We start from the raw sequence: 18374 nt of genomic DNA, 5'->3' as shown, positions 1-18374 counted from the left end.
AAGGGAATCCGCTGATTGCTTTGCAGAAGTCGAACTTTTTAGCTTACCCTGATTTTTCCCGGAACCCTTGGAGCGTTGCTGCACACATGCCACAGTGCTGAACAGGAGAAACGCCACAACTACCGACGATATAATAATCGCCTTTCTTTTCAGTTCTAACAATTAGCGTATTTTTGCATATCGAATTTCAAAATTAAGCACAGAAAGCTCTTTCGCGTAAGGCCCCAACCAAAAAATAATGTTAAAACTTCTTAAATTAGTAATTGTAGCATGTTTTCTGCTGGCGAGCGTTGCCTTTGTTTTTCAGCAAGAACCGGTTACTGAGAAATCGGGCAGCAGGGTAAATACAGTAGTCATCGACGCCGGCCACGGCGGCAAAGACCCCGGCACCAGGGGCAAATACACCAAGGAAAAAGACGTAGCACTGGCCGTCGCATTGGAGCTCGGCAAGAAGATCAAAGCGGAAACGCCGGATGTGAAAGTGCTTTTCACGCGGTCCACGGACGTATTCATCGAACTCGGCGAACGCTCCGCATTCGCCAACCGCAACAATGCCGACCTGTTCATCTCGATCCACTGCAACGCCACGCCGCGCTCCCGTACGGTGCGAGGTACCGAAACCTTCGTAATGGGTTTGCACAAAACCGAGGGTAACCTGGAAGTCGCGAAACGGGAGAACTCCGTAATCTTGCAGGAAACCAATTACAAGCAGAAATACAAGGGTTTCGACCCGGAGTCTCCGCTGGCGCACATTATGCTCGCTAACTATCAAAGCGCGTTCATTTCCAGCAGCGTAAAACTCGCCGATCTGATCGAAAAGAAATTCCAGTCGATTTCCGAGCGCGACAGCCGCGGCGTCAAACAAGCCGGGTTCCTCGTGCTATGGCGCTGCGCCATGCCCAGCGTATTGATCGAAACAGGTTTCCTTTCCTCACCCGACGAAGAAGAATACCTGAGCTCCGACGCCGGACAGGAAGAGGTAGCCAAATGCATTCACGCGGCATTTATGGCATATAAAAAAGATATGGACCGGTAGTGAACCAGTGACATATTGCCTTAATTTGTCAAAACAAACTAATAGTCCATGAAAATATCAAGAGAAGCAAAAGTCGGAATCATGGCGCTCTTCGCCATTGTCATGCTGTATTTCGGCTTCCATATCCTCAAAGGCTCCGACGTTTTTTCCAGAACTTACAAATACCACATCGTTTACGACAATATCGATGGCCTGACCGTCTCCAATCCCGTGTTATTGAATGGTTTGAATGTCGGCCGTGTGCAGGAGATCAAGCTGCTCCAAAACCGCGGCAACCAGCTGCTGGTAACGGTGGATGTACAAAAGGGCATTTCGGTGCCGCAGGGAACAGGTGCTATACTGGCCGACGGCGGGCTGCTCGGCGGCAAGGTAATCCACCTTGCGATGGGCACCGGCGCGGCGATGAAGGACGGCGATACGCTCGTAGCGCGCAAAGAGTCAGGTATTTCGGCTGTTTTGCAGGAAAAAGCATTGCCGCTTGTTTCCCATGCCGATTCACTCATCAAAAACCTCGACCTCGTGGTAGGCGGTTTCCAGGAAACCGGTTTGATCCTGAACCAGGTTTTGAGGAACTATAACCAGACCGGCACCAGCCTGCAGGGTTTACTGGCTGAAAACCGCTCGAACCTGCTCACCATGACATCAAACCTGAATAAACTCACTACTTCACTCCTGGAAACCGAGAAAGAGCTGAAACCACTGCTGGCCAAAACCGGCACCCTGGCCGATTCGCTGAATGCACTGCGGCTTGGGGAAACCGTTACCAGTGCCAGAAAGACCATTGAAGAGCTGCACACATTGCTCGCCAGCGTGGAAGCAGGCAAGGGCACGGCGGGCAAGCTCGTGAAGGACGAGACATTGTATAACAACCTCAACCGCACGATGATCAGCATGAACAAGCTGCTCACCAATTTCCGCGAGCATCCGAAGCGCTACATCAATGTGTCGGTTTTTGGTAAAAAAGACAAAGGACCTGCCGAATCGCCGCTCGACACGGCTACGACCGTCAGATAGAACCCGTCATTTTTCAAATAAATGTGAAAGTCGTTTGCTTACCGGTAAACGACTTTTTACATTTGAAATAAGCCCATTTGCATTATTCACACCATTCTTCATCATCATGACCAGCCAGGAAAGCCTCCCGCACCTTATCGAAATCCTGAACCGGAAATACGAGCAGGTAAAGCTCGGCGGGGGATCCAAAAAAATCGACGCGCAACACCAGAAAGGCAAGCTCACGGCCCGCGAACGGATCGGTTACCTGACCGACGATGGTTCTCATTTCCTCGAAATCGGCGCATTTGTGGGGGAAGGCATGTATGAAGAAGACGGCGGCTGCCCGTCCGGCGGCGTGGTGGTGGGCATTGGCTATGTTTCGGGAAAACAATGCATGATCGTCGCCAACGACGCTACCGTGAAAGCCGGTGCCTGGTTCCCGATCGCGGCCAAAAAAAACCTGCGCGCGCAGGAGATCGCGATGGAAAACCGGCTGCCGGTGATCTACCTCGTCGACAGCGCGGGCGTGTACCTGCCCATGCAGGCGGAGGTATTCGCGGACAAGGAGCATTTCGGCCGCATTTTCAGGAATAATGCGCAGATGTCGGCAATGGGCATCGTACAGATTTCGGCCATTATGGGTGCCTGTGTGGCGGGCGGGGCGTATTTGCCCATTATGTCCGACGAGGCATTCATTGTCGAAGGCACAGGCTCCGTTTTCCTGGCGGGGCCGTATTTGGTAAAATCATCCATCGGAGAAGATATCGACGCGGAATCGCTCGGCGGCGCTACCATGCATTGCGAAATATCCGGCGTGACGGACAACAAGTTCCCCGACGATAAATCCTGCCTCGACGCCATTAAGCGGCACATTGATAAAATAGGCAGGCCCTTATCCGCCGGCTACGATCGCAGGCCATCCCAAAATCCCGCACGCGAGCCCGGGGAAATCTATCAACTGCTCCCCACCGACCGCCTGAAACCCTATGACGTGCTGCCCATCCTCGAATGCATGGTGGACGGCTCGGAGCTCGATGAATACAAGCCCGATTACGGCAAAACCCTCATATGCGCCTACGCACGCGTGGACGGCTGGGCGGTAGGCATCGTGGCCAACCAGCGCAAAATGGTGAAATCGGGCAAAGGGGAAATGCAAATGGGCGGGGTCATCTACGCCGAAGCCGCCGACAAGGCTGCGCGCTTCATTATGAACTGTAATCAGAAGAAAATCCCGCTCGTGTTTTTCCATGACGTCACCGGCTTTATGGTCGGCAGCCGCGCGGAGCAGGGCGGCATTATCAAGGACGGCGCCAAAATGGTGAATGCCGTCGCTAATTCGGTGGTACCGAAGTTTACATTTATTATCGGCAACTCCTACGGCGCCGGGAATTACGCCATGTGCGGCAAAGCTTACGATCCGCGGCTGATATTCGCCTGGCCGACAGCCCAAATGGCCGTGATGAGCGGTGCTACGGCTGCGCGCACATTGTTGCAAGTGCAAACGGCCACGCTGAAAGCCAAAGGCGAAACCATCACGCCGGAAGCGGAAAAGGAGCTTTTGAAACAGATTACCGACCGTTATAACGAAGAACTGTCGCCCTACTACGCTGCCGCGCGTCTTTGGGTAGACGGCATTATCGATCCCGTGGAAACGCGGCGCATCATTTCCGCCGGCATCGAAGCCGCCAATCAGGCACCCATCGAGAAGCCATTCAATGTGGGTGTAATCCAAGTTTAATTTTGAATACTATCTAAACCTGTCAATTATGTCTGAAAAAATAGCGTTCCTCGGACTCGGGAACCTCGGTACTCCTATCGCTGAAAGCCTGCTCGAAGCGGGTTACGAACTGGTTGTCTGGAACAGAACAACCGCCAAAGCAGAACCATTGATCAAACTTGGCGCCACGGTGGTAGAGGACGCCATCGATGCCATTACCCCTGGCGGGCTGGTATTCTCCGTCCTGGCCGACGATAATGCCGTAGAAGAACTATTTTCAATGGAACTGGTGGAAACGCTGGGCAAGGACGGCGTGCACATTTCGATGAGCACCATTTCACCGGAAACCTCGCGCCAGCTTGCGCAGGTGCACGAGTGGTATGGCGCGCATTACGTGGCCGCGCCCATATTCGCCCGGCCGGAAGCGGTGCGCGCAAAAGTGGGTAACATCTGCCTTTCGGGCAATGCAGCCGCCAAAGAGCGCATTAAGCCTATTGTACAGAGTTTCGTGAAAGGCGTTTTTGATTTCGGAGACGACCCGGGCGCGGCGAATGTGATCAAGCTCGCCGGCAATTTCATGATCGCGTGCAGCCTCGAAATGATGGGCGAAGCATTCACTATGGCCGAAAAGAATGGTATTTCAAGACAAAGCATTTACGAAATGCTCACTTCGACGCTGTTTGCGGCCCCTATTTTCCAGAATTACGGAAAAATCGTCGCGCAGCACGCGTACGAACCGGTTGCATTCCGCTTCCCGCTGGGCTTGAAGGACATTAACCTCACACTCCAAACCGCCTCGAATGTGAATGCGCCCATGCCATTTGCAGACATTATCAAAAACCGCTTTATTTCCGGCCTCGCCAAAGGCCGTGAGAACCTCGACTGGGGAGCATTGGCACTAGGCGCTTCCGACGATGCCGGCCTGGCCCTGTAACATAAAAAAGCCTGGTTCGCGTGTCCCTGACAGAGCACGTGAACCAGGCTTTTCACATAAAATTACTTATCGTCCAACCTGCTCGCTGTAACGCCGTGGGTCATACCCCTTCGCGAACAGCGGATACTGGTCAAAAATACGCCTTACAACGCTCCGGTAATGGTTATTGGAACTTTCAGTTCCTTTAAATATCCCCGAAGCATATCCTCTCCAAACAACCTGATCACTCTCGGCATCGATGAGCGAAACGATCAGCGTGCCTTTGTCGAGCGCGTATTTGATCGGCTCGTACCGGAAGCCTTCGTTCTCCGTATCCACCCAGTTCTTGATCACCGGCTGCATATAGCCCTGATAACGCAGGTTATCATAGAAAATCCCGTAGTTGACCAGCAGTGTGGGTTTTTCGGCAGTGAGCTTGTAGCCTCTTACCTGCATCTGGCGACGGATCGCCTCGTAAATTTCGGTGCAAAGATTGTTGGTATCCCTCTCACATTCCAGAAACGTATAAGAAGAGTAATCTTTAAAATTGGTCTCGTAGCTGTAATCATGCTCCACAAACACTTTCCGGCCACTGGAACACCCTGCAATCACGACTACGAGCAGTAAAGCGGCATAAATAGTAATAGACCTCAGCATAAGCATTTAAATTTGTCAGGTTGTGAATTAAAATATATCAAGAATGTATTTCGATACTCCCTTACACTGCCAATAGCTTATGCCGATCCTCTAAATCTACCCCAAATAATAAGCTATTGATTTCCGCATTTCAGCTGCCGTTACTACGATATCAAAGGCACATTGCCCGGCCCCTTTCAGCAATGAAAACCTGATTTCCTTTCCTCTATTCTTCTTGTCCTGACGCGTCAGGGCGATAATTTCTTCAATGTCCTCCGGCTTGATCTTCACTTTACCGTACGTCGCGAACAGGAATTCCTCGATATCCGTCAGCGTCTGCTGGTCGATCATCTTACGCTCGAACGACAGGTACGCTTCCATGATCATCCCCACCGCGATGGCTTCCCCGTGGAAAAGCCGCTCTTTGGGAGACTTGTTCAAAAAGCAGGTCTCCACCGCGTGGCCGAGCGTATGTCCGAAATTCAGGATCTTCCGCAAGCCTTTCTCCGTCGGGTCCTGGTCCACCACCTGCTGCTTGATCTTCACCGAATGCGCAATCAGGTCGGGCCATTTTTGTTCTTCGAAATCCTTCCCTCTGATCTCCTCCCATTTCGTCGCGTCGGCGATCAGGCAATGCTTGATTATCTCGGCAAACCCGGACCGTATTTCACGCTCGGGCAATGTTTTAAGAAACACCGGGTCGATGAGCACGCTTTTCGGGATGTTGAAAACGCCCAAATGGTTTTTGAAACCCTGAAAATCAATCCCCAACTTTCCTCCCACGCTCGCATCCACCTGCGACAGCAGGGTCGTCGGAACCTGGATAAAATCTATTCCACGTTTATACACCGCGGCGCAAAAGCCACCCATGTCGCCGATCACCCCGCCGCCCACATTGATGACCAATGCATGCCGGTCGAGTTCCTCTTTCGTCATGGCCTCCCAGATCTTCTCGCAAGTCGCCAATGTCTTGTGCGCCTCGCCGCCCGGAACGGTCACTACACTATGTTTCGGCAAAACCGCCTTCAAAAAGGGATAACAATGCCTTTTGGTGTTGTTATCGGCTATTACTACAATTTTTGAATACTGTTTTGAACTCAAAAAATCCGGTAGACTCTCGCCTATCGGTGCAATTACTACTGACTGGTTCATTCTAAACTATCATTGAGACGGGCTCATCACACATACGATGAGTGCAACCAAATGGATGCGTTGATTTCCAGCTTTTTAAAATAAAATTTTGGAAAACCATTTTAAAGATAGCAATTATTATGCTTATCAAATAAACATTTACTTTTTGTATCCCGAGAAATTTTTCCACAGGTAGCAATCTCAGTTCAAATGCCTGTGCCACGGCTCGTTTGCTTTTTATTTCGTAAAATTGCCGCTTCATTAAAGATTATCCACCGTTATCCTCATACAATCTCAACAAAATGAGTGCTCCGCTGATCTCTGGAATTCAACAGGTAGGAATTGGTTGTCAGAATGTCCCCGAAACCTGGAAATGGTACCGGCAGGTGCTGGGTTTCGATGTGCCCGTATTCGACGAAAAAGCGGACGCGCCGCTGATGACGCCTTACACGGGCGGCAAAGTGCATTCGCGGCAGGCGGCACTGGCAATCAATATGGCCGGCGGCGGCGGGTTGGAAATCTGGTCGTTCACGAGCCGCGTGTCACAACCTGCGAATTTCAAAGTGGAAATCGGCGACCTGGGCATTAACGCGATCCGTTTTAAAGCACCCGACGTAAAAAAGGCACACGAATGGGTGAAAAGTCATTCCAGAGAAGCCACCGGTCCGCTTGTGAAACTCCCCGAGGGCGAAGGATTCTGGGGCACGGACCCTTACGGCAATACTTTCCAGATCACCAGCGACGCTACCTGGTTCCAGACCAAAGGCAAGCATGTCGGCGGTGTAGCGGGTGTAGTAGTAGGCGTATCTGATGTGGATAAATCGATTGTTTTTTACCAGAACCTGCTGCAACCGCTGGAACTGGTATACGATAAAACCGGCGTTTTCGAAGACCTGCCGACGTCGATCCCCGGCCAGCGCTTCCGCCGGGCGCTGCTCCGCAAGAAATTCACGCCCGACGGCGCATTCAGCCGCCTACTCGGCGACGTGCAGATCGAACTCGTCCAGGCCCTTGACCGCACCCCGAAAAAGATCTTCGAAAACCGCTACTGGGGCGATTGTGGCTACATTCACCTGTGCTTCGACACGCTGGATATGGACACATTGAAAACAAAACTCCAGGCCCAGGGCTACCCCTTCACGATCGACAGCGAAAGCTCCTTCGGCATGGAAAACGCCGCCGGCCGCTTCGCCTACCTCGAAGATCCGGACGGAACCTTGATCGAGCTCGTGGAGACACATAAGGTACCTATTCTGAAAAAGCTTGGCTGGTTTATGGATTTGCAAAAACGCGGGCTGAGAAAGCCCTTGCCGAACTGGATGTTAAAGGCAATGGGACTGGGGAAGGTGAAAGACAAATAGTACTAATTTTATCTTTGTTAAATACAGTTATTCGAAATTAACCATGTAAATTTGCAAGTCAAGTTCAAATTTACATGGTTAATGATAAATCGAGTCATTGAGCAAAGCGTTCTAAGATCGCTAAACTTCTTTCCCGCAGTCGGTATCCTCGGCCCGCGTCAGGTTGGAAAAACAACTTTGGCGAGGAAGCTGATTGATGGACTAAGCAAACCTGCTATCTATTATGATTTGGAACTCGTCGAAGATTTCGAGACGCTTTCCCAAAACGCCACCTGGGTTCTCGAAAATAGTATCGATAAAACGATTGTAATAGATGAAGTACAGCGTTATCTGCCATTATTCCCCCAACTACGCGCATTGATCGACCGCAAGCGGGAGGCCGGGCGGTTCATATTACTGGGCTCAGCATCGCCGGATTTCTTACAAAAAAGTTCCGAGTCACTGGCCGGCAGGATTGCTTATCACGAGCTTTCCCCCATTTTAAAATCAGAAGCGGAATCCGCATTTATCCCTCAGCCGACGCATTGGCACCGTGGAGGTTTCCCGGATGCGCTGCTCGCGCCCGATAGTGGATACTGGTACCAATGGCAGCAGAATTTTATTAAAACTTACGTGGAACAGGATTTGTCTGCCATGGGGATTTCAACCACTATCCCCTTGCTCAATAACTTTCTGCGAATGATATCGCATCTCCACGGCTCGTTACTTAACTACTCGACATTAAGTAATTCGCTGGGAATGGCTAACGCTACCGTAAAGCGATATGTTGAAATTCTCGAACAAGCCTATTTGATAAGGAGGCTGGAACCGTGGTTTGTTAACGTAAGCAAAAGGATCGTCAAAAGCCCAAAAATCTACATTCGCGATTCGGGGAATCTGCATTTCCTCAGTAACATTCGCCATTATGAAGATCTGATAACACATCCTATCGCAGGTGCATCCTGGGAAGGTTACGTAATCGAACAAGTCATTCCATTGCTCGATCCGGCGATCCGGCCGTATTTCTATCGGACTTCCAATGGAGCTGAAATGGATCTGGTGCTGGTAGACGGCATTACGCCGGTAGTTTCTATTGAAATAAAACTATCGCTGGCACCAGCGCTGAAAAGAGGCTCAACCGAGTCGGTTGCGGATTTGAAAACAAAAAACAATTATGTAGTGACGCCAAACGGCGGCAATGTTGCCGTACGTCCGCAATGGGTGCATTGCAACATCCACGAGCTGATCGGGCATTTGAGAACACTTAAACTAATTGCGGAATAACTTAGTACTTGCTTCCCACCCAGGCCAGTAACGGCAGCGCTACAAACAGCCCCAGCCCAACCTGCCAGCCCGCAAATGCGGCCACAATGATCGCTAGCAATCCAACAATCACCGGATACAGGTACAGCAGCATCCCAAACAAAACAGAATCATAGAAAACCGATCTTGCGGTCAGTTTCGCGGCTTTTTTCTCGAAGAAGGAATACAGCGGCAGGTGGATCATGCGGCCGGCCCAGCCTATTGCACCCAGTAATGGACTGCTTTTCGCTTTCGGTGCCGCGCATTTATCGAAGAACGCATTTAGTTGACGTTGCTGCTCGGCTTTGGGCGCATCCGCGGGAATGGTGAGGATTTCGGCGTTCATTTTGCGGTCGAGGATTTCGTTGAATTCCCGGAGCCATTTTTCGTATTCCTGCGGGCTGGTTTGAATGTCTTCCGCGGCGATGGCTTCGCCGAAATTCAATGATACGCGCTTGCCCGGGCCGCGAAAATTTTCGTAGTTCAGGCCGGTCGGAATGACTTTCATGCTTTGCAGGGCATCTTCGCCGTACCAGATTTTGTACGCCATCCGGGCGGTACCTTTGCCCAGCGGGCGCAGGCGCCATTCATTGACACAAATCCCTTCAGAAAACACGACTACCGCATCGCCCTTTTTCAATGCATCGTGACTTTCCTGTGCCGTAACATCATGGTTTTTAACATATTGCCTTCCTTCCGAACCGCGGAAAACCGGGATCAGATTGATCTGCCGCAGCCAGAATGCGGCCGCTTTTTTGCGGAAAACATCGCCCCGCGTGAGCGTGTGAATGGGCTGTTCCAGGACGGAACCGATCACCACGGCGTCGAAAAACGAATCGGGGTGGTTGGATGCGAGGAGCAGGGGCGCTCCTTTGGGTAATTGATCGAAATTGGCTACGCAAAGCTTCCGCAGATATATGGGCAATGCCAGACGGACCAGGAAACGCGAGAAATAGTAAAACAAAGCTTCTGAAATAAGTTTTTTGCAAAATTAGGTGAATATTTGGTTATTGACGCCCTGTAAAGCCTAATGCGAGATCAGGAATGCGTTTAAAAGACTATCCCCAAATTATCCGGAAAGCCTGGGCAGGGTTCGATAATTCAATCGGGGTCAAATTTGTAGAAGATATCAGTGCCAAGGTTTCGACCAACCACGTGTTCCGCGTCACGCTCGACAACGACGATAAGGTGGTGGCGAAACTTTCCTATTTTGGAAAATACGAACATTTCAAGGAAGACCACCGGATCATCCAGGCCCTTTCCAATAACCTGCTGTACCCATTCGAAAACGTACTGGCAAAGTCGCTGGTGAAGAATAACCAGGTATATACCTACCGCTATCAGGAGGATTTTGTCGATACCTGGGTGGTTTTTTACAACCCGATCCGCGCCATGAACCGCCTGCCGCGGCGCCTGGACGAAGAGCATATCCGCAAGCTTGGCACCGAAACAGCCAAATTTCACCAGGCATGCTTCCGGGCCAGCCGATCGATCCCGAAATCGTCCAAAAACCTCCGGACGGACATTCATCATTTGCTGGAAATCCTGGAAACGGACACGGGCAAATACGAGCATCGCGGGTATATTAACATCCTGCAAAAGCAATGCGATATTTTCATGAAAAATATCCAGCGGCTCAATGTCAGTTCGTTCGACCTGATGCCCGTTTTTGTGGACTGGAACATCGGAAATTTCTCGGTTACCGACGATTTGAAGCTGTTTTCCCGCTGGGATTACGACTGGTTCCGGGTATCGTCGCGCGTGATGGACTTCTATTTCTTCAGCCGGGTGTGTTCCAATGTCGGCGACCGCACGGTGTTCAGCTACCTCATCGGGCCGCTGATGGAAGAACGGTTCATTATGTTTTTACAGGAATACCATAAAGTGTACCCGCTGACCGAGAACGAGGTACGCTTTATGAAGGAAGCTTACCGCTTTTTTATATTGAATTACGTGATCAAATACGGTAAATACTTTTTCCACCGCTCGTACTGCACCAAGCTGCAACGGGAGGCTTACGACCTGTATTTCCCGTCGATCGACGGCTTCGATGCCGACAAAATACTGCGCGCACTGAAAATCTGACGCGGCCCTATCCACCCATTTCGCTCCAAGACACCGACTGTATGATCCTCGATAACTTTAAATCCGTCATTTCGAAGTACGACGTAATTTTCTTTGACGCATTTGGCGTGCTTAAAACCTACAACGGGCTGATTCCCGGCATTGAAAACACATTCTCCTACCTGCGCGAGCATGAAAAGGACTTTTATGTAGTTACCAATGACGCTTCCCGCAGCCCCGAACAGCTCGCCCAAAGTTATGTGAACCTCGGTGTGAACGATGTCACACCGGACCGGATCATTTCGTCGGGCATGCTCGCACGCGAGTACCTGGACCTGAAAGTGCGGCAGGGGGTTGTTGCCTACCTCGGCACGGAAAATTCGGCGCATTACATTGAAACTTCCGACCTGCGCACGCTTTCCATTCGCCAGCTGGACCTGGCCAATGTGAACGACATCAATGCATTGGTGTTCCTCGACGACGAAGGTTTCGACTGGAACACCGACCTCACCAAAACGCTCAACCTGCTGCGTAAACGTAATATCCCGGTGATCGTCGCCAACACCGACAAAACCTACCCGGCATCGCGCAGCCGCGTCTCATTCGCGATCGGCGCATTGGCGAAGATGATCGAAGACACGATCGGGCGGCAGTTTATCCGCTTCGGCAAACCCGATCCGCAGATGTTCATTTTTGCTTACCAGCACATTAAAAACTACCCTAATGTGAGCAAAAAGCAGATTCTCATGGTAGGGGACACCTTGCAAACGGACATTCTCGGCGGCAACAAATTCGGCCTCGACACCGCGCTCGTGCTCACGGGCAACACGCAGGCCGAGGACGCGGAGGTGCGTATACGCGCGACGGGCATTATCCCGACTTACATTTGCGTGTCGGCTGTTGTGGAATAACCAAAAGCTATTACTTTACCGGCACATAATATTCCCTGAAACGCTGGTCCTCCTGGCCGGCCTCGACGGCTTTGCCCAGTTTTCGGAGCAGTACCGCGCGGTTTTGGTGGCATTGGCCGGCCACGGGCGAATCGGGGAATGAGCGGGCGGAGCGGGTGAAGAGTTCGTAGGATTCGCGGAGCAATGCGGTGTCCTTTTTGGTCATAAAAACCTTTCCTTCTTCGAAATCCTGCTTCCAGCGCCTGGCGATGGGCGTCATGCGCTCGGCTTCCTGAAAAACCTTGAATGCGGGAATGGCCGGGATCTTTGAGTTCCTGGCCACGATCGGCGCGAGCGGTTTGGCGAAGAATGCGATAATCGCCTCTGTGTATCCGAGTGCTTCCTGCCGATTGTGCTCCGGTTGTTTCAACCGCTGCTCTTCGGATGGATTAGTAAAAAACGAAGCCTCCGCCAGCACACCGGGTATGCCGTAGGAATTTCGGAGAACAGACGCCCCGGCGTCGGCAAATATGGTAAAATCCGATACCAGCGAGACGGGCGTGTTGGGTTTATGGAGGTATTTGAGCAGCCTGGCCGCGAGTTCTTTCCCAAAATCCACGCTGGCTGCATTTTCCGATTGGTTTCCGTGGAAATAGATGATCGGGAAATTCACTGCCGAGTCGGCGGTTGCATTGTGGTGTATAGAAATAAAAAGGTCGGCCTTGCGGTCCTTGGCAAGCCTGGCGCGGTCGGGTAGCGGCACCTGGACGTCCTCCATTCGCGTCATCACAACCTTGGCGCCCTTCTTTTCCAGCATTTTCTGCAACAACAGCCCTACCCGCAAGTTAATCCATTCTTCCCGCTCGCCGCCGGGACCTACCCGGTAGCTATCTGTCGCTGCGGTACCGCCGTGGCCGGGATCGATGCAGATGGTCTTGCCTTTCAGTGGTTTTCGCCGCGATTGCGCGAAGGTCAGGGAGGTAATGCCAACGAGAATTAACAGGGTCAGGAGAATGCGGTTCATGCGGATGGATTGTATTGGATTGATAAATTAGGAATGATCAGCCGGTTACGCAAGCCTTATCTACGGTTTACCTGCATTATCCCTTTTCCTCTTATTTTTGCCAAAAATCTTTCTATTTACCAAAAGCACACACTTATGCTTGCCAAAACCTACGGAAGCGCCGTGTTCGGCGTTGATGCCACCGTCATCACCATCGAAGTAAATGTTGGCCAGGGACTGGGATTCTATTTGGTAGGCCTGGCCGACAGTGCCGTCAAAGAGAGCCAGCAGCGTGTGGAAGCCTCGCTGAAACACTTCGGCTACAAAATGCCCCGCCAAAAACTCGTTGTAAACCTCGCTCCCGCCGACATCCGCAAAGAGGGCTCTGCCTACGACCTGCCCATCGCGATCTGCACATTACAATGCTCCGACCAATTAGTTTGCGCCAATAGCACCGAAGACTACATCATCCTCGGCGAACTCTCCCTTGATGGCATTCTCCGGCCCATCAAAGGCGTACTCCCCATTGCCATCGAGGCGCGTAAGCAGGGTTTCAAAGGCATTGTGCTCCCGGCCGAGAACGCTTATGAAGCCGCGATCGTCAACAACCTCGATGTGATCCCCGTCGAAACACTCGCTGACGCCATCGGCTTCTTCAAAGGCACGCAGGACATCGATCCGCTCCGTGTCGACACCCGCGACCTTTTTTTCACATCTCAAAACGAATACGAAGCTGATTTCGAGCACGTGCAAGGGCAGGAGAATATCAAACGCGCGTTGGAAATCACGGCGGCAGGCGGCCACAACGCGATCATGATCGGTCCGCCGGGAGCGGGAAAAACGATGCTTGCCAAGCGCATTCCCAGCATTTTGCCGCCATTAACCTTGCCGGAAGCGCTTGAAACGACTAAAATCCATTCGGTAGCAGGCCGGTTGGGCAAGCAGGCCACGCTGGTTTCGCGCCGGCCGTTCCGCTCGCCGCACCATTCCATCAGCGACGTCGCACTGGTAGGCGGCGGGAGCTATCCGCAGCCGGGGGAAATATCGCTGGCGCACAACGGCGTGCTTTTTCTCGACGAGCTGCCGGAATTTAAAAGGTCCGTGCTGGAAGTCATGCGGCAGCCGCTGGAAGAACGGCGGGTGAGCATTTCGAGGGCGAAAATGGCGGTGGAATATCCGGCCAACTTCATGCTTATCGCCAGCATGAATCCCTGCCCTTGCGGCTATTATAATCACCCGGAAAAAGACTGCGTTTGCGGCCCGGGCGTCGTTCAGAAATACCTTAACAAAATCAGCGGCCCGCTCCTCGACCGCATCGACCTACACGTCGAAGTAACGCCTGTGTCCTTCGACCAGATCTCCTCCACCCGCAAATCCGAAAGCAGCGAGCAAATCCGTGAGCGCGTGATCAATGCCCGCCAGCGCCAGACCGAGCGATTTAAAAACCATAAAGAGACGTATTCCAATGCGATGATGACGCCTGAAATGGTGAAGCAAATCTGCATTATCGAAGAATCCGGCAAAATGCTCCTGCGCAAAGCCATGGAACGCCTCGGGCTCTCCGCCCGCGCCTACGACCGCATCCTCAAAGTTTCCCGCACTATCGCCGACCTCGCCGATAGCGACGATATCAAAGTAGAACACCTCGCCGAAGCGATTCAGTACCGCAGCCTGGACCGGGAGAACTGGGCTGGGTGAAAGCAAAAACTAAACATTAATACGCTATGAATGAATCACTTGTTTCGAAAATCCTTGCAACGCCCGATGCATATCTGGTGTTGGATAAGGTAAATGCCGCGCTTGAAGAAGAAAAGGTCCGCCGGCATAAATTTTATTTCGACTTCGACGACCACGACAAGATCGAGTTTATCAACGGCGAAGTGATTATTCAACCTCATGTAGACTTACAGACCGGCAGGGCTTCCGGACGTCTGCTGGCACTACTGGGATATTACACGATCAAGCATATGCCCAAGACGTTCGTCGGATTCCGAAGAACGATTGTCGCGCTTACCCGCAACGATTACGAACCCGACATTTGTTTTTTCGGTGAAGAAAAGTCTTGTGAGTTTACAGACGAGCAAACGCTATTTCCAGCACCAGATCTCGCTATTGAAGTTATTTCAGAAGCAACGGAACATCGTGATCGCGGAGTGAAATTCAGGGATTATCAAGCACATGGAGTCGAAGAATATTGGATTGTCGATCCTCGAAAACGAACGCTTGAACAATATCATCTGATCAACGGTACATATGAGCTTATATTAAAAGCCCAAACCTGTGACGTCAAAAGCTTTGTAATTGATGGCTTCCAGATCCCTATCCGCGCTATTTTCGACGACGCCGAGAATCTGAAAGCCATTCAAAATCTATAATACTCAACTACTCAAAGTTCCTCTACACTTACCCCGCCCAGCTCCTGGAAAAGTGTTGCCCAGTAATGCGTCACGTGCGGATTGTTTTCCTTGCTGGAAGCCGTCGGTTCAAATGGCGATACAATTGTTACCTGCGGCGCTCCGATAGCATAACGTTCCAGTTTTTTGGTATCTTCTTTGGCGTCCGTTTCAGCTTCCGCGTCGCTTTTCGGCGGATTGGTATGGAAATCGCGGCGATCAGCGCCTTTTACGCTTTCGACCATATCGCTGAAATAATACACTTTCACTTCCGAACCGCTTTCACCCGCCTTCGCGATCACGGGTAAGCTCGCCCAAATGTCGGTCGAGAGATTGGATGAGCCGGTATTTTGCTGGTTGAGCTTGGCGAGCAGCTGGCGCAGGTAAATGCCCTTTTCTTTCTGCAATGCCAGTTGGAAGGACGTTTCAATGCCTTCACGGTCGGTGGCGTTGGCGCCTTCGAGGTTATCGCGTTCGCTGCGGACGGTAAGCGACAATGCCCGCGCTTTCGAGGTGTTTTCGTGGATAAAATATACTTCCAGTTTATCCCCCTTGTTTTTCATATTCTGCTCGATAATGTCGGTCAGCGCCTGGCGGTACTTGTCGTTGACGTAGCGCTTATCCACATGCACGCTCTGGGTTTTGTCCAGAAATACGAGCGTGTACACCGGCGCGTCGGGCACGGCCTGGGTGGTTTCCTTTTCGCTGCCGCAGGAAATAATCGTCAGGAACATGGCTGCGAGCAACAGGCGACTGGCCTGCGCCCCGAGTTTGCTGAAAAAGGGGTGATGGGTCTGCTGATTCATAAATCGATTTTATTTGGCTAAACTAATTGGTTCACAAATTATACACAACGCGAAACGGTGTGTATACGCATTTATTTTAATACAAAAAGAAAACCCTTCAAAACGCGTGCCTTGAAGGGTTTTCCTAGGTATTATATGAATGCTTATTGCTGCGCCTGTGCCTGTTGCTGGATCATCGTCACGAGTTCTTCAGAAATACCCGTCGATGAGTAACCGCCGTCGTGGTAGAGGTTCTGCATCGTCACGAAACGGGTAAGGTCAGAGAACAAGGTAATAGCGTAATTCGCGCAATCATCTGCCGAAGCATTGCCCAGCGGGCTCATTTTTTCAGCAAAATCATAGAATGCATCGAAACCTTCGATACCTGAGCCGGCCTTGGTTTTGGTAGGCGACTGGGAGATCGTGTTCACGCGCACATTCTTGGCTTTTCCGTAACGGTAGCCGTAGCTGCGCGCGATGCTCTCGAGCATGGCCTTGGCTTCGGCCATATCATTGTAAAAAGAGTAGGTCCTTTGGGCCGCAATGTAGGATAATGCCACAACCGATCCCCAGTCGTTGATCGCGTCGAGCTTCTCGGCCACTTGCAGGAATTTGTGCAGCGAAAGCGCCGAAATGTCCACGCCTTTCTGGAACCACTCGTAGTTCAGGTCGCCGTAGGATTTGCCTTTGCGCACGTTGAGCGACATCCCGATCGAGTGCAATACGAAGTCGATCTTGCCGCCAAGGATCTCGGTCGATTTGGTAAAAAGGTTTTCGATATCTTCCAGGGAGGTAGCATCGGCAGGGATGATCTCGGCGTCGCATTGCTTCGCGAGGTCGTTGATGGCACCCATACGCATGGCGATAGGCGCGTTGGTCAGTACAAACGTGGCACCTTCTTCCTTTGCTTTCAGCGCTACTTTCCAGGCAATGGAGTTTTCGTCCAATGCCCCCGATATGATTCCTCTTTTTCCTTTTAATAAACCGTAAGCCATGTTTCCTTTTATTGTTGATTAATTCGGATGTCCGTTCAAAGCGGCAAAGTAAAGCATTTTTAACGGGTTTAACCACATTAAACACGGTTCAGATGCCGTTTGTATATCCGTTCAAGGCTGAGCGACAGGCGATTCTACTGGTTTCATATGCAGCTTTTCCTGAAAAAACCGGTCCGTGGCTTCATACACGCCTTTTACATCCTTCGACCGCAACCGCGACGCGATCACGTGGTCGCCGCTTTCGGGAAATGCCTTTTCCTCTTTCAAACCGGGAGGCGTACCCAGCCCTTCGAACATTTTGCGGATCGCTTTCACGGACACGACCTTATCCTGCTCCTCCTCGTTTTTATAGTAATACCCTACGAACACGGGCATTTTGACCTCTTTGTATACTTCCGGCCGCGCAATGGCATTCACCATCTGCTGCAAAGTGGTAAGCCCGTTGGTATGGTAGCCCTGCAACCAAAATTGCGCCTGCTCCGGAATGGAATCCTTGCCCATATTGTGCGTTCCCATCACCTTATGGAGGATTTGCTGCCCCCACGGCCCGGTAATGAGCTTCACGGCAGGGTTCGCGATGGCCATACAGGGCGAGTATAGCACCAGCCCCTTGATTTCCGGGTGTGTCGCCGCCAGGTAAACGGACAATAAACCTCCGGCGGACGTACCGATCACGATCACGCTGTCGCCCAGTACCTTACCGATCGCGAGTGCCCGCTTTGCGCCCGCGAGGAAGTTGGCAGGCGTGAGGTCGTCGAATGCATTGGTATCGGCGATACCGGCATCGTGCATACGCGAGAGGTAGAGATTCGCGCCGTATCTCTTCGCGAGGTCCTTATGGACCGGATCGCCCTCGGCCCAGCTGGCACCGAAACCGTGGATGTACACGATGCTGTATGTCGTTTTCTGCTTCAAGCTGTCGTTCGCCCATACAATGCGCGCTTCATTATCGGGTTTCAGCAGCGGCGTGGCCTTTTCCTTCCGGTTCACTTCCGCTTCCAACTGCGCCAGGTCGCTGGTAATGGTAGGTAAAACGGGCGTCAGCTTGGCTTCCGGCACTTTGGGCCCGGATAGGTAAACGACACCAAGGATCACGAGGATCGCGGCGACCCAGAGGATGAATTTTAACATTTTTTATGAGTTAAGAAGGTTTCACAGAATGCGAAAGTCGCT

General features: G+C 51.6%; 17 protein-coding genes. 10 read left to right on the top strand and 7 right to left on the bottom strand.

What is annotated here, in order from left to right; all coding sequences use genetic code 11:
- Positions 1-238: 238 nt before the first annotated feature.
- From H144_RS0124370 to H144_RS0124355, 4 genes are all read left to right on the top strand, one after another.
- Entirely contained in the window at positions 239-1036 is a 798-nt protein-coding gene (locus H144_RS0124370) for an N-acetylmuramoyl-L-alanine amidase family protein (protein WP_019944727.1), read from the top strand.
- 48 nt (positions 1037-1084) lie between these two features.
- Positions 1085-2050, top strand: a complete 966-nt coding sequence (locus tag H144_RS0124365) for an MlaD family protein (RefSeq protein ID WP_019944726.1) — start codon at positions 1085-1087, stop codon at positions 2048-2050.
- Positions 2051-2156: 106 nt separating this feature from the next.
- Positions 2157-3770 carry an acyl-CoA carboxylase subunit beta gene (locus tag H144_RS0124360; RefSeq protein ID WP_026350962.1) on the top strand — a complete coding sequence of 538 codons (1614 nt, stop codon included), beginning with the start codon at positions 2157-2159 and terminating at the stop codon, positions 3768-3770.
- A 28-nt stretch (positions 3771-3798) separates the two neighbouring features.
- Positions 3799-4683 (top strand): NAD(P)-dependent oxidoreductase, encoded by an 885-nt coding sequence (locus H144_RS0124355; RefSeq protein WP_019944724.1) that lies wholly within the window; start codon positions 3799-3801, stop codon positions 4681-4683.
- Positions 4684-4749: 66 nt separating this feature from the next.
- Here the strand turns inward: H144_RS0124355 and H144_RS0124350 are convergent, their stop codons facing one another.
- Both H144_RS0124350 and aroB read right to left on the bottom strand, forming a co-directional pair.
- Positions 4750-5325, bottom strand: a complete 576-nt coding sequence (locus H144_RS0124350; RefSeq protein WP_019944723.1) for a DUF4136 domain-containing protein — start codon at positions 5323-5325, stop codon at positions 4750-4752.
- Positions 5326-5415: 90 nt separating this feature from the next.
- Entirely contained in the window at positions 5416-6450 is a 1035-nt protein-coding gene (gene aroB, locus H144_RS0124345; protein ID WP_026350961.1) for a 3-dehydroquinate synthase, read from the bottom strand.
- Positions 6451-6731: 281 nt separating this feature from the next.
- On the opposite strand from aroB, the gene H144_RS0124335 reads away from it, so the two are divergent.
- Both H144_RS0124335 and H144_RS0124330 read left to right on the top strand, forming a co-directional pair.
- Complete coding sequence (locus tag H144_RS0124335) at positions 6732-7790, top strand: VOC family protein (protein ID WP_019944720.1); 1059 nt, start codon at positions 6732-6734, stop codon at positions 7788-7790.
- Positions 7791-7871: 81 nt separating this feature from the next.
- Entirely contained in the window at positions 7872-9053 is a 1182-nt protein-coding gene (locus tag H144_RS0124330; protein WP_026350960.1) for an ATP-binding protein, read from the top strand.
- Between the two features lies 1 nt (position 9054).
- On the opposite strand, the gene H144_RS0124325 is transcribed toward H144_RS0124330, so the two are convergent.
- On the bottom strand, positions 9055-10035 hold the full coding sequence (locus tag H144_RS0124325; protein ID WP_019944718.1) for a 1-acyl-sn-glycerol-3-phosphate acyltransferase: 981 nt from the start codon (positions 10033-10035) through the stop codon (positions 9055-9057).
- Between the two features lie 80 nt (positions 10036-10115).
- Between H144_RS0124325 and H144_RS0124320 the strand changes: the two genes are divergently transcribed.
- Together H144_RS0124320 and H144_RS0124315 are read left to right on the top strand one after the other, a co-directional pair.
- On the top strand, positions 10116-11156 hold the full coding sequence (locus tag H144_RS0124320; protein WP_019944717.1) for an aminoglycoside phosphotransferase/kinase family protein: 1041 nt from the start codon (positions 10116-10118) through the stop codon (positions 11154-11156).
- 41 nt (positions 11157-11197) lie between these two features.
- Positions 11198-12046 (top strand): TIGR01459 family HAD-type hydrolase, encoded by an 849-nt coding sequence (locus H144_RS0124315; RefSeq protein WP_019944716.1) that lies wholly within the window; start codon positions 11198-11200, stop codon positions 12044-12046.
- A 10-nt stretch (positions 12047-12056) separates the two neighbouring features.
- Here H144_RS0124315 and H144_RS0124310 read toward each other — a convergent pair whose 3' ends face one another.
- Complete coding sequence (locus H144_RS0124310; protein ID WP_019944715.1) at positions 12057-13049, bottom strand: N-acetylmuramoyl-L-alanine amidase family protein; 993 nt, start codon at positions 13047-13049, stop codon at positions 12057-12059.
- Positions 13050-13184: 135 nt separating this feature from the next.
- Here H144_RS0124310 and H144_RS0124305 point away from each other — a divergent pair, with 135 nt between their 5' ends.
- A complete protein-coding gene (locus H144_RS0124305; RefSeq protein WP_019944714.1) occupies positions 13185-14726 on the top strand; it encodes a YifB family Mg chelatase-like AAA ATPase in 1542 nt (513 codons plus the stop codon).
- A gap of 26 nt (positions 14727-14752) precedes the next feature.
- Positions 14753-15403 (top strand): Uma2 family endonuclease, encoded by a 651-nt coding sequence (locus tag H144_RS0124300; protein ID WP_019944713.1) that lies wholly within the window; start codon positions 14753-14755, stop codon positions 15401-15403.
- A gap of 11 nt (positions 15404-15414) precedes the next feature.
- Here the strand turns inward: H144_RS0124300 and H144_RS0124295 are convergent, their stop codons facing one another.
- The 3 genes from H144_RS0124295 to H144_RS0124285 form a co-directional block, all read right to left on the bottom strand.
- The gene (locus H144_RS0124295) at positions 15415-16227 is read right to left on the bottom strand and encodes a hypothetical protein (RefSeq protein ID WP_019944712.1); all 813 of its coding nucleotides are present in this window, start codon (positions 16225-16227) and stop codon (positions 15415-15417) included.
- Positions 16228-16370: 143 nt separating this feature from the next.
- Complete coding sequence (locus H144_RS0124290) at positions 16371-17201, bottom strand: enoyl-ACP reductase FabI (protein ID WP_019944711.1); 831 nt, start codon at positions 17199-17201, stop codon at positions 16371-16373.
- A 111-nt stretch (positions 17202-17312) separates the two neighbouring features.
- Positions 17313-18332, bottom strand: a complete 1020-nt coding sequence (locus H144_RS0124285) for an alpha/beta hydrolase (RefSeq protein WP_019944710.1) — start codon at positions 18330-18332, stop codon at positions 17313-17315.
- Between the last annotated feature and the right edge of the window lie 42 nt (positions 18333-18374).

Source organism: Dyadobacter beijingensis DSM 21582 (assembly GCF_000382205.1).
In the GTDB taxonomy this organism is placed as follows: domain Bacteria; phylum Bacteroidota; class Bacteroidia; order Cytophagales; family Spirosomataceae; genus Dyadobacter; species Dyadobacter beijingensis.
This window is presented reverse-complemented; position numbering and strand designations above follow the sequence as displayed.